Raw genomic sequence first — 13907 nt, 5'->3', positions numbered from 1 at the left:
TCAAAGGTTTGAGAAGCAAAACCTATGTTTTCCGCACCCTTCTCCTAGCCGAATCGAGAAGGGGACGTCAAGCAAGAGAAGACGCGGCGCCACAAGCGCGTCTAAGAACGAAGTTTTTCCTGGAAGTTCGAGCGTTCAGCTCAATCCCATGGTGGGCTGAAGGCTTGCGCTCCCAGGGAAAAGCCCCGTCTAGGGTTTTTAAGGGCCAGACGCGCCTCGCCTCTACCATTAACGGCATGCGACGCAGGGGTCATTATGCGCTCTTCGACAAGTTCCTAAGGGCACGGCTCGCCGTGCCTTTGCACTTTTGCTCGGAACGACTCATTCCAAGCTTTCTGACAGCATCCTGGGTGCTGGTCCGATCAACCGTCAAACCAATAGGGACACGGCGGCTCGAAGCCCCAAGAGATAACTTTGTACCCCAAAGCCTGAAATGAGCCCGCTCACCACTGGGGCCAGAACAGATTGCCGCCTAAATGGTTCTCGAGCGTCGATATGGGACATGTGCACTTCCACAATGGGAATGGAAAGCATTTCCAGAGCGTCTCTCAGAGCGTAGCTGTAATGGGTCCAGGCGCCGGCGTTGATCACAATGGCGTTTGTGCCGTCGTCCAAAGCGGCGTGAATGCGTTCCACCATTTCTCCTTCCCTGTTGGTTTGAAATGTTTCCACATGCACTCCCAAAACCGCTCCCAGTTCCACCAAGGCTTGATCGATCTCAGTCAAGGTCCAAGTCCCGTAATGCTTGGAATCCCTTCGGCCAAACATGTTGAGATTGACCCCGTGGAGCACCAAAATCTTTTTCATATGCTGAGACCTCCTTGTGTTCTGATACTCATTTTCATTCGAGACTTTTCTTGTATCTTAGGCAGCTTGTTTACGTCTAAGGAATTTTTGGCTATGGAAAGTCTGCAAGAGTGTGTCTTGAGTGAGAAACTATTGTTGAAGGTTTTTCGACAATGAGGAAAGGCAATGGGTTTCCTGGGAGCGCGGGCCGCCGGCCCGCTCATTGTCAGGGCGGGATAGCCGTTCTGGAACGAAAAAATGGTTCTCAGACAAGCTCTTAGGAATCGGTCCTGAAAGGGGAATGGTTGATGCCGCTAGCACAACGTATAGCCCTCATCGGTTTTCGAGCTTCAGGGAAAAGCACCGTCGGCCCCTTGGTTGCCGAATTCCTGGGTTGGACTTTCGTGGACATGGATGAGGAACTGTCCCGTTCCTTCGGATCCTCCATCGCGGAATGGGTGGAAAGATTCGGTTGGGAAAGATTTCGTGACGAAGAGGCTCAACTTCTGGAAAAGCTCTCCCGCCGGGTGGCCATCGTGGTGGCTACGGGAGGCGGTATTGTGGAAAAGGAAATAAACAGCCAACGGTTGCAAAACGAATTTTTTACCGTATGGCTTCGTTGTGACCTTGTAACCCTTCAAGAACGCCTTGCTACGGATAAAAAATCGAGCACACAAAGACCGTCGCTGACCGGACGGCACATCCTGCAAGAAACCGCAGAAATACTCCAAAAAAGAAATCCATGGTATGCCGCCTCGGCACATCTAACGCTCCATACAGACACCGCGGCTCCCAAAGATCTTGCATCTGAAATCATTCGAGTCTACAAAGCCTTAGCCGATTTTGACAGAACCGTTTCCAGATGGTAGACATGGTGTGAAGTGGTGAATCATGAAATGATGAAGGTGTGAATCGTGAAGGTGTGAGCCATGAAATGAAAGGATTTTGCTGATGGCAGAGACTTTTAGGCCAGCATCCTCGGGTACCACGGAACCAACTCCAAGTCCGTGGCAGCCTGTTTACGATATTTTTCAAGGAGTGAGCCGCGAAACGGTTTGTGCACGCTACGGCCTTCGTGAACAAGATTTGGACAAATTGATCGCCGACTACAAGATCTCGCGACGTCAGATGGCCCTGGCCGACGAATTGGTCGTGCGCAGGGTAGGGCGCAACGATCCTTGTCCTTGCGGCTCCGGAAAAAAATACAAAAAATGCTGCATGCCTCTTCACGAAGAAGCGCGCAAGACTTTGCCCAAAGACGAGCTCCAAAAACTTGAAGAGCGTGTCCAACAAAGGGAAAAACTCCAGAAAGACATTCATACGGGATTTCAAGCTCTTATGGATGAATCCTACGGCAAGGCTCGAAAGCTTGCCGAGCAGCTTCTGGTGACATTCCCGGAAGATGACCGCCTCCACGATATGCTCGTCGCCGCCTGCCTTGGGCAAGGAGACTACGATGCGGCCTTCTATCGGGCCCGCACTCGGTACCAGGTGGCGGTTGAAGAGAAAGAGTTCTTTCAGGAAAACGGCTACCACAAAAGGGAAGGGATAGAACGCACGCAGCTGGTGCATTTTTATTCACCCAGCACCTGGCTTGAAAAGTTATGGATCGCTCAGCGAGCCCGCACCTACGCCAAGGAATTTCCTCAAGACGGTGATAACCGCAAGGCACAGCGCGTGGCTAAACTCAAGGCCGCCAACGACCTCAATCGGTTCCCTCAAAAGGATATGGAAGGTTTCGAAGCGCGCCGTACGGCTCTGGCTTCCGTCGTGGAAGAGATTCAAAGGGACGGCGCGGCGGCGGTCCCGTATCTTCTTCCTTTATGCTACAACTTTTCCTGGGCGAGTTTGTTTGTCCCGGAACTGATCCATTCCGCAGGACATTCGGAATCGATCCGCCTGTTGGCCGAACTGTCCATGTTTCGCTTCCCTTATTTTTCTCAGATGTGCTTGAAATATCTTGAGGAAATAGGGGAAGCCTCGGTACCGGTCATCGAGAAGACTCTTTTTGAAAACACGGCCTTTGACGAATTGAAAACCGGCCTACTCATGGTTCTGGGCGCCATTCCTACGGAACCTAGTTTTCAGATTCTCGTAAGGATGACCGAGCATGAGAACCCCTACGTGGTCAACTGGGCAGCGCAAGCCCTTGGACGACAAAAGAATCCCAAGGCCTTGGCGCCTTTGGAAAAGGCTAAGGAAAGGCTTGGGGCTCTGAGTAAGATTCAAGGGGCTATTCAAGATCTGGTGCAGAGTATGGAAGGCAAGCCTACCTAGAAGCATATGGAAGAGGCGCCGCGTGATGGTTTCAATGTTCTTTTTTTCCAAGCACGCGGCGAATCATTTCCGCCATGTCCTTGATGGCGTAGGGTTTGGGTAAGGCGCCCTGGAACCCGTAGAGCCGGTAATTGTCCAGAATAGGATCCGCCGAATACCCGGTATAGATCACTGCTTTGACCTTTGGGTCAATGCTCAACAGCTGAGCTATCGTGGGAATACCGCCCATGCCCCCTTTGACGGTGAGATCCAGAATCACCATGTCAAAGGGTTCCCCGGCTTCCATGGCTTCCTTGTACTTGGCGATGGCTTCTTTGCCGTGTCGCGCGGTTTCACACTGGTAGCCAAGGTGGTCCATCACAGCTTCCGCCAATTGTCGGAGCATGGGTTCATCGTCCATGACCAGGATCTTGGCACGCAACGGACCTTCCATTTCGGCCAGACGCGCCTCAAGGGATCGACTTTCAGGAACCGCCGGCAAATAGATGGTCACGGTCGTTCCCGCCTGTTCCTGCGTCGTGATGCCAATATAGCCTCCATGGCTCTGCACAATGCCCCAGGCAACGGAAAGGCCCATGCCCATGCCTTTTTGCGTGCCTCGAGGTTTGGTGGAAAAATAAGGATCAAAGACGCGATCTAGAATATCCGCTGGAATCCCAGGACCTTCATCCTGAATGTCAAACCGAACATAACATCCGGGTTTGATGTGGAGGCACAAGGGATCCTCGGGCTTGAGTTGCACGTTTTGCAGGCGTACCAGAATTCGTCCCCCCACAGGGCTGGCGGCTCGAGCGTTGTCCAGCACATTCACCAAAAGGGTGCGCAAGAGCTGCGGGTCGCCTTTCAAGCTCCACAGGCCGTTTGAAAACATCACCTGGCTGGTTACGGGCTTTCCCGACAAGGTCGTTCGGCAAGCCTCTTCGGCCAAAGACCCGGCATGAACGGTGGTTATTTCTTGCAGGCCGCTTCGAGCGAAACACAAAAACTTAAAAGTCAAATCTCGGGCTTCCATGGCCGCCAGGTTGGCGCTACGCAGCATGGGAGTGATGGGATCTTCCGGACGGCACTTGCTTAGGGCCAAATCCAGATTGCCTAATATGATGGAAAGAATATTGTTCCAATCATGGGCGATGCCGCCCGCCATGGTGGACACGGCTTCCAGCTTGGTTCGGTTGGCGATATCCGCTTCCAATCCCTTCCGTGTCGTGATGTCCCTCAAAACCCAGCCCATGAGACCCTGATGTTCCCGTGGAAATTCAAAGGCGCTTATTTCAACCCATAGCAAAGCGCCGTTCGCACTTCTTAGGCGGTATTCCCCGTAACGCGAAGGTAACCTCCTTTGTTCCGAAGCTTCAGCCAAGGCTCGCGTCACGTCGTGTTGACGCAAAAGAAGGCTCACGTGTGATTTTTGTAACTGTTGCTGGTCGTATCCCACAAGGCGGCATGCCGAAGGGTTGGCGTAAACAATAATTCCTTGGGGATCCACAAACAGGACCGCATCACGAGTCAAGTGAAAAAAATCCCGTAGGATCTCTGGAGCTGGATCCAGCCGATCTTGATTCATAAGGTGCACACCTCGTGCACATGAATTTTCCTCTTTATTTGAAGGCATAATTTATAGAGGAAGGCTCAAAAACGCAAGCGATTTTCGCCCGCTGCAATACACCCTTACAGGAAACCCAAGAGCCTTGTTCGAAGTTTGGGGGTGCTTGGAGCCTTCATGAGGTGTAAATCCTTCTTTCCGCCGGCTTGACGGGGCCTGGACTTCGTATTAATGTCCTCGTACTTTAAGATTCCGAGAGAACTCGGAGTTCTTGGGCCGAAGCCCAGCAAGAGCACAAGGCTCAAAGGTTGACCTCATCCCTTACGAAAGCGGTCATGAAGGCCGGCGTCTCGAGGGGGACGTGCGGCCTTTTTTGCGTTCTCCAGGACTTTGCGGCCCCCGCAAAGCACCAAAGCGATGCCCTCGACTGTCCGTGCGGGGTGCTACCGAGCCGTTCCTGAGCCTTGGGTCAAAACTTTGACCTCGATCGGTGAAAGGGGAGGACACCATGGTTGCGAGACGTCAGAGCAGATTACTTAAAACCTTTTGTGTGGCCGGCTGTTTCCTGGTGATGCTCACGGTCTTGGCTTCGGTTCCCGCCTGGGCTCATAAGGTCAACCTTTTTGCCTATGCGGAAGGCGGCGTCGTTTATGTGGAAAGCTATTTTTCTGACGGTTCCCCAGTGGTCCAGGGAAGCCTTCGTGCTATGGACGCCAAGGGTGCCCAAATCTTTGAAGGAAAAACGGATCAGCGAGGAAAGGCTCAATTTCAAGCCCCTCCGGAAAAACAGGATCTCACCATTGAACTCAATGCTTCCATGGGCCATCGAGCGGTGTTCACCCTGAAAAAAACCGACTGGTGAGGGTGCGTCCATGAGAAACTGTCTGTTTGCATTTTTGGTCTTGTGTTTGGCTTTGATCAGTTCGACAGCTTACACACAGCAAACGGTACCGACCGGCACGGAATCGCAGGATGCGAAGGGTTTACCTTCGGCCGACAAGCCATTTCAAGGGCAACAGGAGGCCCTGCGCCTTTTGGAGGCGCTCCAGTCGCAGCAGAGGGAAATGGGCCAGGAATTGCGGGCTATTAAAAGGGAGATTGCAGCCTTGAAGACGGCCATGCAGGAACCCGACTTTAAAGACATTGTGGGAGGAATCGGCTATATTTCTGGAATTTTTGGGATCGCCTTTTATCTGCATGCCCGTCGGGAACGTCGGCGTCAAGCCCCATAAGATTCGGACGTTTTCCTATGGGCTACCGTCCTCAAGGCTTAAGTGATGTGTTGTTGCCGTGGCTTGTGGCGACAGGCATGGTTACCGAAGATGTAGACAACGCTTCTATGACGAAAGAAAAGGTACTGTATCATGCATCTTTCCGACGGTGTGCTTCCCACGGTCGTGGCCGTGGGATCCTTTGTGGCTTCCGGATTGTGTGTCGCCCTGAGCGTTAAGAAAACGGAAGGCGAAGATCTGCCTAAGATCGCCGTCATGACTTCGGCCTTTTTTGTGGCCTCCCTTATTCATTTGCCTCTTGGCCCTACCAGTGTTCATCTTTTGCTTCCCGGCCTGGTGGGGATTCTCACGGGCTGGAGCGCCTTTTTGTCCATTTTCCTGGGATTAGTGCTGCAGTCCTTGCTCTTTCAGTTCGGAGGACTTACGGCTTTGGGGGCTAACGCTCTGATGATGGGTCTTCCTGCGTGGTGGGCTTCATGGTTCTATCGGTTCCTTCAGCGAAGTCTTGGTGGGAGAGCGGCCATCGCGGGGGCTTTAGCTGCGGCCCTCGCTGTAACGTTGGCGGCTTTGATTCTTGCGGGCCTTTTAGCAACAGGGGGTGAGGATTTCTTTGGCGTGGCCAAGATTGCCGTCGTCGCTCATGCGCCCGTGCTAGTTATTGAAGGGGTGGTATCGGGAGGCGTGGTGAGTTTTCTTCAAAAGGTAAAACCGGAACTTCTTATGGCGAGCTTGGGGCGGAGGAGCCTGTGAACCCGATCCTCATCCGATGGCAATGGGTGGCGGCAGGATTGGTGGGAAGTGCCGCAGTTTTTGCCGCCGCCTGGTTTTACGGGCATGTGGCGCGCCGAAGAAAGCTTTCCCGGTGTGAAGCTTCGACAGAATGGGAAGTGGATAGCCCTTTGCCTGAACTGGACGTTGAGGGAACGCACCGTTCTTTTTTTCATCACTGGGACCCGCGCTTAAAGATTCTTTCCCTTTTCTTTTTCGCCTTCATGACGGTCTCCCTCCAACACTGGACAGGTCTCCTTATCTGTTTGACCATAGCCACCGGTTCCATCTTAGCGGCTCGAACACCCATGCATCGGGCACGGCAGCGCCTTGCAGCCATCAGTGGTTTTCTGTTCATGCTTGCCCTCATCATGCCTTTAACGGTTCCGTTTCACGAAGGGGATCGTCATGTTGTTCTGGAGGGCCTTCCTTCGGTGGCTCTGAATCTTCGAGGTCTGGATCTGGCGGCGCGCATCGGCACCAAAGCTGTCATTGTGGCTCTGATGATGGAACCTTTGCTAAGGACGACGCCGTTTCCGGTCACCGTGGCGGCTTTACGAAGGCTGGGGGTTCCTGTGATCTTGTGTCAAATGCTTCTTCTGATGTACCGATATGTCTTTGTGTTTCGACATGAGATGCAGCGTATGTGGGTTGGTATGACCGTTCGAGGGTTTGGCGGTCGAACCGGAATGGAAACCTTCCGCGACCTCGGTTGTTTTTTGGGCATGCTTTTTGTCCGCAGCATGGAACGCACCCAAAGGGTCTATGAAGCTATGCTGTGCCGGGGTTATACAGGAACTTTTCCATCAACGGTACGGTTCGCGGCAAAGCCTAAAGATTGGATATGGGCTTTGACTTGGACGGCGGTGTCTCTGGGCGTGTTCTTGGGTGACCGGTGGCTTGGGTGAGAGACACCACTTTTTGCCCTTAAATGACCGGATGCTTTTCTTTGGGGATTCGACATGCACTGGCAATGGGTACCGGTTGCTTTGCAGACTTCTGGGGAATCGGTTCTTTTTCAACTTGAAGACGTCTCCTACACCTATCCGGGAAGCCGGACCGCGTTGCGCGGTGTCTCGCTGAATATCGGTTACGGAGAAAAAATCGCTCTGGTAGGCCCGAACGGTTCCGGAAAAACTACCTTGGCCAGAATACTCTGCGGTCTTATCAAACCGACGGAAGGCCGTCTCTGGTTCGACGGCCGGCCTGTCGAACACGAGGATCTTTCTTCCCTAAGGCGGCAAGTGGGGCTGTTGTTTCAAGATCCCGACGATCATCTTTTTTGCACTCGATTGGCGGACGATGTGGCGTTCGGTCCCTTAAACTACGGGGTACCTCAGGAAAAGGCTGCGGCCATAGTCACCGAAATGTTGGACCTGGTCGGCTTAAAACGCTACGAAAGCAAGGCGCCTCATCACTTGAGCTACGGCCAACGAAAGAGGGCGGCCTTGGCTTGCATTCTCGCCTGTGAACCTTCGGTGCTCATCCTCGATGAACCTACAGCCAACTTGGATTCCAAAAACACGGACAAGCTGTTGGAAGCGCTTCATCGTTTTTCGGGAACACTCATTTGCATCAGTCATGACCTGATGTTCCTCTATGGCTTATGCCGTAGGGCTGTGGTGCTCGATCATGGCATCCTTCAGCACGACACGGATTTCGATGCCCTGATTTCGCATCGATCCTCTCTCAGAGAACACGGGCTCGATTTCACCTTTCGTTTTCAATGCTGCCGAAAACCCTATGAGAATACAGGAGAACCTAAGGAGGATTGTTCCCATCATCACCGGGCCATAAAAAGCGATTCTGGAAAAACTCAGAAGCTCCATCCTATGCCGGTTTCCATGAGGGCTTCATGCCGTGACAACCATGATTCGGACCTGAGCCCCGGGCACGATGTTCCGGTTTTGGAACTGGAGGACTATTCCTATCGATATCCGGACGGGACATGGGGACTTCGGAAGGTTTCCCTGAAGGTTCATGACGGCGAACGTATTGCCCTTTTGGGTGAAAACGGCGCGGGAAAATCCACGCTGGCCTCGGTCCTTGTAGGGGTTCGTACAGGTTCCGGAGAGTATCGGTTCCAGGGACGCTTTGTCGACAGACGTCTCAAAAAGCAGCTGTGGCGTTCGGTAGGTATGGTTTTTCAGGATTCCATGGACCAGATGGTTACGGCTGCGGTTTATGACGAAGTGGCTTTCGGATTGAAATATTTGGGTGTGAAAGAGCCGGAATTGGGACGTCGAGTGCGGGAGGCTCTACACCGGGTGGGGATGGACGGGATGGAAGATCGGGTTCCTCATCACCTTAGTGCGGGGGAACGGAAGAGATTGTCCCTTGCCGCCGTTCTGGCCATGGAACCTCGTGTCCTCATTTTGGACGAGCCTACAGCCAATTTGGATCCGGAAAGCGAGGAAAAACTTCTACGTATTCTGGATGAACTTTCAACGACACTCATCCTCATCAGTCACGACATCTGCTTTGTGTCATCTCTGACCGATCGCGCGCTGGTGCTGCACAAGGGTTGCCTGGTTCAGGATCTTTCAACGGAACATTTCCTCATGGACGAAGGGCTTCAGTCGCGTTATGGATTAGACGTGACGTACCACAATCGCTGTTGCCGACAGATTCTGGCCATGCACCACGTGAAGCGCGAGGAGGCTGTTCCTAAAACTTAGAATGAGCCATGCCAGGCCAAGACGTAGGGACATGGCGCGCCGTGCCCCGACGTCTCGGACCTTTTTTCCTGGGAGCGCGCGCGTCCCGCCCGCACAAACGGCGGGCCGGAGGCCCGAGCCCCTAGAAAAAAGCACAGTTTCGGGCTTTTAGGGGCGAGTGGCTCCTTGCCCCTGCCTTGCCATGGCAAGGGAACTGGGTATTGCGAGTTCTCGAACGGGCTTCTGAAGGATGGAATGAAAGGAATGCCGATGGACGATAAAAGACATGGAATGTTATGGGCGGCATTCGCGGCGGATGCCTTAGCTTTGGGAGCCCATTGGATTTATGATCCAAAGGTGATCAAGCAACAGTTTGGGCGCCTGGAACAATTCAGGGCGCCTGGACCAGATTCGTATCATCCGGGAAAATCGGCGGGAGACTTCACCCACTATGGAGATCAGATGCTTGTCCTTTTGGAATCCATAGCCGCATGCCAAGGACGTTTTGACCTTCAGGATTTCGCTATCCGTTGGCAAGGCCTTTTCAAGCACTATAAAGGCTATGTCGACAAAGCCACCAAGGCAACCCTTCAACGCTTCGCCGAAGGTCACGGACCGGAGGGCTCGGGCTCTACGTCCACGGATCTTGCCGGAGCCGGCCGTATCGCTCCCGTGATTTTTGCCTTGTCGGATCGCCCCGAAGTATGTGTGGCAGCGGCCCGTGCTCAAACAGCCATGACGCACAACCATCCCATGGTTATTGACGCCGCCGTCTATTGGACTTGGGTGACTCAAAAGGTGTTGAAGGGACAACATCCTGAAGACGCTTTGGAAAGCGCTTTACAGGAACTTTTGCTTCCTGAAGCTTTCACATCATGGGTTGGCCATGGATTGGAAAGTGCTTCCATGGAAACAGAAGCCGCTGTATTGGATTTCGGGCAAAGTTGCGCTGTGGATGGAGCCTTTCCATCCGTAGTGCATCTTATAGCCAAGTATGCAGACGATCTTCGCGAAGGTCTGATTCAAAACGTCATGGTAGGCGGTGATTCCGCTGGTCGAGGCCTTCTGGTGGGCATGGTCTTGGGAGCGCATCACGGGTTTCGGGCAATTCCCGAGGAATGGATCCATGGGCTTCAAGCGGGAGAAAAAATTCAAAGGTGCATTGAAGAAATCGACCGGGCTCGTTAAAGGAAAAAGCGAGCCCAATGACACGTGGTGAGAGGCAAAGAAAATCCATGACACGTGAAGGTGATTTGGTCCTCGTTTACATAGAGGGAAAACCGGCGTTTTTTGCTCGGATTGAAAAGATATCCCCGGACCTCAAACCGGAATGGTGGCAAGTGAAAATGCTGGTCCTTCAAGTGCCTTTGGTCACCGTGACCTGGATTCTTCGGGAACCTTACATTAACGGGGAAGAATTCACCATGGGTGGGCATCCCGTGCGCCTGATCAAGGTGGAAGCCCCTGCGGAAGATGGGTCGGCTTTTCAGGAAGAAGAAAGAGAACCCGTTGAAGGCTCGGGCGGCCGTGACAGTTCGACGCGGGATTCTTCCACCAAGGTGGTTTCCTTGCTGGACCGCAAGCCTAAAAAGAAGTCTTAGTGTTGATCCCTTTTTTCCTGCGATGACGTCCGGTCCACATGTTTCAAGAGGAAAGTTGATTACGGATTTTTCCTTGGCTGGTCCGCAGCCGTAGGGCGCATGGAGGCGTGGCTGAAACGCGGCGTCAGCCGCATTTGGTTTTCACCGAAGATGTTCCAGGCGTGTTTGCCTAAAAGGATTTCTAGCGGTGATGCTGCGATTCCTTCATGAAGAGCATGGTTTCTTCTCAACACCTCGAGCAAGGAGGAAGCATGAGCAGGCGGAGGAAAAGGACCGTGGATATTCGAGGGTTGCGGGGAATTGACTAAACGGCTGGATACCAACCGTGGTTGTTCCAAAACGCATCGGAAGACAGCGTCTGCAGAACCGGACCGCAAGGTGTTTTCTGCTGCACTACGTGCTCTCTCCGGAAACGGGTAACAACCCGTAGGGCGGATGGAGCGGAGCGAAATCCGCCAAAAATGCGAATCCACCTCGAATTCCGTGTATCGCTCCTGGATCCCTGCAAGCCTGCCCTTGTCACAAACCCGGAAGGCAAGGCTCCCTGTCCAGCACCGCCTTACCATAGCGTCTCTGCTAGATCACGATTGTCTTATGCAAACACCAGATCCAGCGAAAAGCCCTCCGCTGGGAAACCTCTGATTCCTGCCGTCGTACCGTGATCTGGAGTGTTCCACATGACGGTAGCTTGCCTCATTGAGTGCTGAATCCGGTGGAAGGATTGACAGAAACAGACAACGATCGCGGTTGGGGTCAGCTTAGCCGAAGATGCGCAGCGTGCCCATAAGCGCGACGATAAGCGTGATGCCTAGACCGATCATCCATTGCATCTGGGAAAAACGTTTGTCCATGGCTTCAAAGCGCTTATCGACCGCCTCGAATCGGGCCACCATTTCACGCTGCAGGGCCTCAAAGCGCTTGTCCATGGCTTCAAAGCGTTTGTCAACGGCCTCAAAGCGTTTGTCAACGGCCTCAAAGCGGGCGACCATTTCACGTTGCAGGGCCTCGAAACGCTTTTCCCAAGCATTGAAGTGAGTGATCTGGATTTCCTTGAGGGCTCGAAGCTCTTCTTCAACGCGCACAACCCTTTCTATAAGGGAAAGTTCTCGGGCGCGTTGTTCATTTTCTTTCACAAAAGCATCGAGCCTTTCCGCCAGAATCTCATCCACTTTCTCTCGAAAGACGTGTTCGACGCTTTGGGTGATCCAATCCTTGAGTTCCCTTTCGCTTATCGAGGAACCAGCGAGGCTCATGGGCAATGCTCCTTCTTTCGGCTTGTTGCGCAAGAACTTTAGCAACCGTTTGTCCTGCTGACAAGATAACCCGGAAGAAATGCTAAACCCACGTTATTCACAGGCAAGCAGTGAAGCCGTCGAAAGCTGTGACGTGGGGGCACTTGGTTCATCATGGCCTATAAAGTTATTCGTACAAGCACAGGGACCTTTTCAAGGGAACGGCCTAACCGCCTTTCGAAATGTAGGCTTTTGTTAGTTCGCGGCTTCTGCGTGGGCCATTGAGTTTCGAAAAGTGTCAGCTGGGCCCTGGATTGGAGGCCGCGGAGGATATCTGTGGGCCCGTAGGCGACGGTTCCTGCGCAGTTTGAAGGCCCTTTTGGGGATATGGCTAAAAATCGGTTGAACGCGGATCTCTAAGGCAAATTTTGGGGCGGCCCCATGGGTCCGCCCCTACGAGAGGATGATGAGGGGCGTGAAACTGTTGGGGTCAACAAGGTCGTGGAGCAGAGAATCCATGGGAGACCGGGCGTGTTGCAGGCAAGCCATTCCGAAACTCCAGGTGCCTTGGGTCAAGGATTTTCACAGCTCCTATGTTTTGAAGTCCACCAATCGTCGTGGCCGTCAAACCACCAGGCGGCGGAATCGGTTTCAAGAACCACTCGAGCCGCCTCGCGACCAATAGGGGTCTGCAGGCGTTCTAGGGCATAACGAATCCACTGGGTGGCATAGGCGTTGCCGAGATCTTGCTGTTGTTTGAGTTCCAGCAGAAGGTCCAACTGGTCTGCATCGTGAGCCAACCTGGCGGCCTGGGTTTTTCCTTCTCGATATTCTTCAATGAATGATCGTAGCTCCTTTCCGAAAGACAGACACTCCGTGAGGTCCCGCACCGCCTTGTCTTCATGCACGGTCACATACTGCTTGTTCACGTAATTCATATCTCCGGTACGGGCTTCGGCCATGTCGTGAAATAAACAGAGGCAGGCCACGCGATAGGGGTCTTCATGGCCGCTGAGGCGTGCCAGCGCAAAACCTATCACCGCCACGCGAAAGGAATGGTCGGCGACGGATTCCTTGCCCGATCCCAAGAATTGAAACCCGGAGCGGGCGGTCCGTTTGAGCATGCCCATCTCAAAAAAGAAATGGGCCACGGCGCGAAGGTTTGTGCCGGAAGGAGCGTCATGCTTGGCATGGGTGCCGGAAGGTTTCTTGTTCTTTTCTGGATTCATGAACATGCTTTCATTGCCTCAATGAAAAGCTCCGTGACGGGCGGCGTTCTTGATTTCATCCAAGGTAGCCCATCGAAGTTTCTCTACACAGACTCGACACAAAAAGGAACGCTCAGCAAAGGGATGGCTAAAATCCGCCCAGACAATCCCTTCGTCCTGCTTGACAATACGAAAGGGTTGAAGTCGGCGTTGATCGTCCATGATATGGCGAATGGATCCTGTTTCATGAGGCCCTTCCTCGGCGATGCTCTGTACCGGCAAAGGGACAAGTCCCTTGGAGGAAGGATCATTGCCAAAGGCTCCAGGGGGCAACAGGATTTCCACGGAGGTCCCTTCTTCCAGTCCGAGAATCGCCTCTTCTAGAGAAGGTAGCAAGACTCCATGGCCCACAAGGCATTCCATGCGAAAGGGTCCTGTAGGAAAAGGGAATGGGCTTTCGTCCGTAGGCTCCAGAGTATAGCGAAGTGTCACCGAACAGTACGGCTGCACCTTCATAAATGTATCCTCAAAATCCTTGCTGGTTTAAAGGTTCCCTTGATCCAGTCTCACCCTTCTTGGAAGCTTAAAATCCTACAGCCTCCA

14 protein-coding genes are annotated in these 13907 nt (G+C 53.1%); 9 read left to right on the top strand and 5 right to left on the bottom strand.

Going from position 1 to position 13907, the window contains the following annotated elements:
* Positions 1–369 precede the first annotated feature (369 nt).
* Positions 370–807: a type II 3-dehydroquinate dehydratase gene (gene aroQ, locus WHS46_03840; protein ID MEJ5347804.1), complete on the bottom strand. Its 438-nt coding sequence runs from the start codon at positions 805–807 to the stop codon at positions 370–372.
* A gap of 287 nt (positions 808–1094) precedes the next feature.
* Between aroQ and WHS46_03835 the strand changes: the two genes are divergently transcribed.
* On the top strand, positions 1095–1655 hold the full coding sequence (locus WHS46_03835) for a shikimate kinase (GenBank protein MEJ5347803.1): 561 nt from the start codon (positions 1095–1097) through the stop codon (positions 1653–1655).
* Positions 1656–1737: 82 nt separating this feature from the next.
* A complete protein-coding gene (locus WHS46_03830) occupies positions 1738–3063 on the top strand; it encodes an SEC-C metal-binding domain-containing protein (protein MEJ5347802.1) in 1326 nt (441 codons plus the stop codon).
* Positions 3064–3094: 31 nt separating this feature from the next.
* On the opposite strand, the gene WHS46_03825 is transcribed toward WHS46_03830, so the two are convergent.
* Positions 3095–4627, bottom strand: coding sequence for an ATP-binding protein (locus WHS46_03825; protein ID MEJ5347801.1), 1533 nt, complete (start codon positions 4625–4627; stop codon positions 3095–3097).
* A gap of 487 nt (positions 4628–5114) precedes the next feature.
* Between WHS46_03825 and WHS46_03820 the strand changes: the two genes are divergently transcribed.
* From WHS46_03820 to WHS46_03790, 7 genes are all read left to right on the top strand, one after another.
* A complete protein-coding gene (locus WHS46_03820; protein ID MEJ5347800.1) occupies positions 5115–5468 on the top strand; it encodes a hypothetical protein in 354 nt (117 codons plus the stop codon).
* A 10-nt stretch (positions 5469–5478) separates the two neighbouring features.
* Entirely contained in the window at positions 5479–5838 is a 360-nt protein-coding gene (locus WHS46_03815; protein ID MEJ5347799.1) for a hypothetical protein, read from the top strand.
* Between the two features lie 132 nt (positions 5839–5970).
* Entirely contained in the window at positions 5971–6588 is a 618-nt protein-coding gene (cbiM, locus tag WHS46_03810) for a cobalt transporter CbiM (protein MEJ5347798.1), read from the top strand.
* Positions 6585–7514 (top strand): cobalt ECF transporter T component CbiQ, encoded by a 930-nt coding sequence (gene cbiQ / locus WHS46_03805; protein ID MEJ5347797.1) that lies wholly within the window; start codon positions 6585–6587, stop codon positions 7512–7514. The genes cbiM and cbiQ overlap by 4 nt, the downstream gene beginning before the upstream one ends.
* A 54-nt stretch (positions 7515–7568) precedes the next feature.
* A complete protein-coding gene (locus WHS46_03800; protein MEJ5347796.1) occupies positions 7569–9284 on the top strand; it encodes an energy-coupling factor transporter ATPase in 1716 nt (571 codons plus the stop codon).
* Positions 9285–9533: 249 nt separating this feature from the next.
* Complete coding sequence (locus WHS46_03795) at positions 9534–10451, top strand: ADP-ribosylglycohydrolase family protein (protein MEJ5347795.1); 918 nt, start codon at positions 9534–9536, stop codon at positions 10449–10451.
* A gap of 47 nt (positions 10452–10498) precedes the next feature.
* A complete protein-coding gene (locus WHS46_03790) occupies positions 10499–10864 on the top strand; it encodes a hypothetical protein (GenBank protein MEJ5347794.1) in 366 nt (121 codons plus the stop codon).
* Between the two features lie 758 nt (positions 10865–11622).
* On the opposite strand, the gene WHS46_03785 is transcribed toward WHS46_03790, so the two are convergent.
* The 3 genes from WHS46_03785 to WHS46_03775 form a co-directional block, all read right to left on the bottom strand.
* Complete coding sequence (locus tag WHS46_03785) at positions 11623–12117, bottom strand: hypothetical protein (protein ID MEJ5347793.1); 495 nt, start codon at positions 12115–12117, stop codon at positions 11623–11625.
* 551 nt (positions 12118–12668) lie between these two features.
* Entirely contained in the window at positions 12669–13325 is a 657-nt protein-coding gene (locus tag WHS46_03780; GenBank protein MEJ5347792.1) for an HD domain-containing protein, read from the bottom strand.
* An 18-nt stretch (positions 13326–13343) separates the two neighbouring features.
* Positions 13344–13820 carry a hypothetical protein gene (locus WHS46_03775; protein MEJ5347791.1) on the bottom strand — a complete coding sequence of 159 codons (477 nt, stop codon included), beginning with the start codon at positions 13818–13820 and terminating at the stop codon, positions 13344–13346.
* Between the last annotated feature and the right edge of the window lie 87 nt (positions 13821–13907).

This window comes from Desulfosoma sp., from assembly GCA_037481875.1.
GTDB lineage: Bacteria > Desulfobacterota > Syntrophobacteria > Syntrophobacterales > DSM-9756 > Desulfosoma.
The sequence above is the reverse complement of the archived record's forward strand: the minus strand, read 5'-3'. Positions and strand labels throughout refer to the sequence as shown.

Coding starts and splice junctions, on each gene's coding strand:
- WHS46_03820 (MEJ5347800.1), top strand. CDS start 5,115: ATGGTTGCGAGACGTCAGAGCAGATTACTTAAAACCTTTTGTGTGGCC.
- WHS46_03835 (MEJ5347803.1), top strand. CDS start 1,095: ATGCCGCTAGCACAACGTATAGCCCTCATCGGTTTTCGAGCTTCAGGG.
- WHS46_03800 (MEJ5347796.1), top strand. CDS start 7,569: ATGCACTGGCAATGGGTACCGGTTGCTTTGCAGACTTCTGGGGAATCG.
- WHS46_03795 (MEJ5347795.1), top strand. CDS start 9,534: ATGGACGATAAAAGACATGGAATGTTATGGGCGGCATTCGCGGCGGAT.
- WHS46_03815 (MEJ5347799.1), top strand. CDS start 5,479: ATGAGAAACTGTCTGTTTGCATTTTTGGTCTTGTGTTTGGCTTTGATC.
- aroQ (MEJ5347804.1), bottom strand. CDS start 807: ATGAAAAAGATTTTGGTGCTCCACGGGGTCAATCTCAACATGTTTGGC.
- WHS46_03825 (MEJ5347801.1), bottom strand. CDS start 4,627: ATGAATCAAGATCGGCTGGATCCAGCTCCAGAGATCCTACGGGATTTT.
- WHS46_03775 (MEJ5347791.1), bottom strand. CDS start 13,820: ATGAAGGTGCAGCCGTACTGTTCGGTGACACTTCGCTATACTCTGGAG.
- WHS46_03785 (MEJ5347793.1), bottom strand. CDS start 12,117: ATGAGCCTCGCTGGTTCCTCGATAAGCGAAAGGGAACTCAAGGATTGG.
- cbiM (MEJ5347798.1), top strand. CDS start 5,971: ATGCATCTTTCCGACGGTGTGCTTCCCACGGTCGTGGCCGTGGGATCC.
- WHS46_03790 (MEJ5347794.1), top strand. CDS start 10,499: ATGACACGTGAAGGTGATTTGGTCCTCGTTTACATAGAGGGAAAACCG.
- WHS46_03830 (MEJ5347802.1), top strand. CDS start 1,738: ATGGCAGAGACTTTTAGGCCAGCATCCTCGGGTACCACGGAACCAACT.
- WHS46_03780 (MEJ5347792.1), bottom strand. CDS start 13,325: ATGAATCCAGAAAAGAACAAGAAACCTTCCGGCACCCATGCCAAGCAT.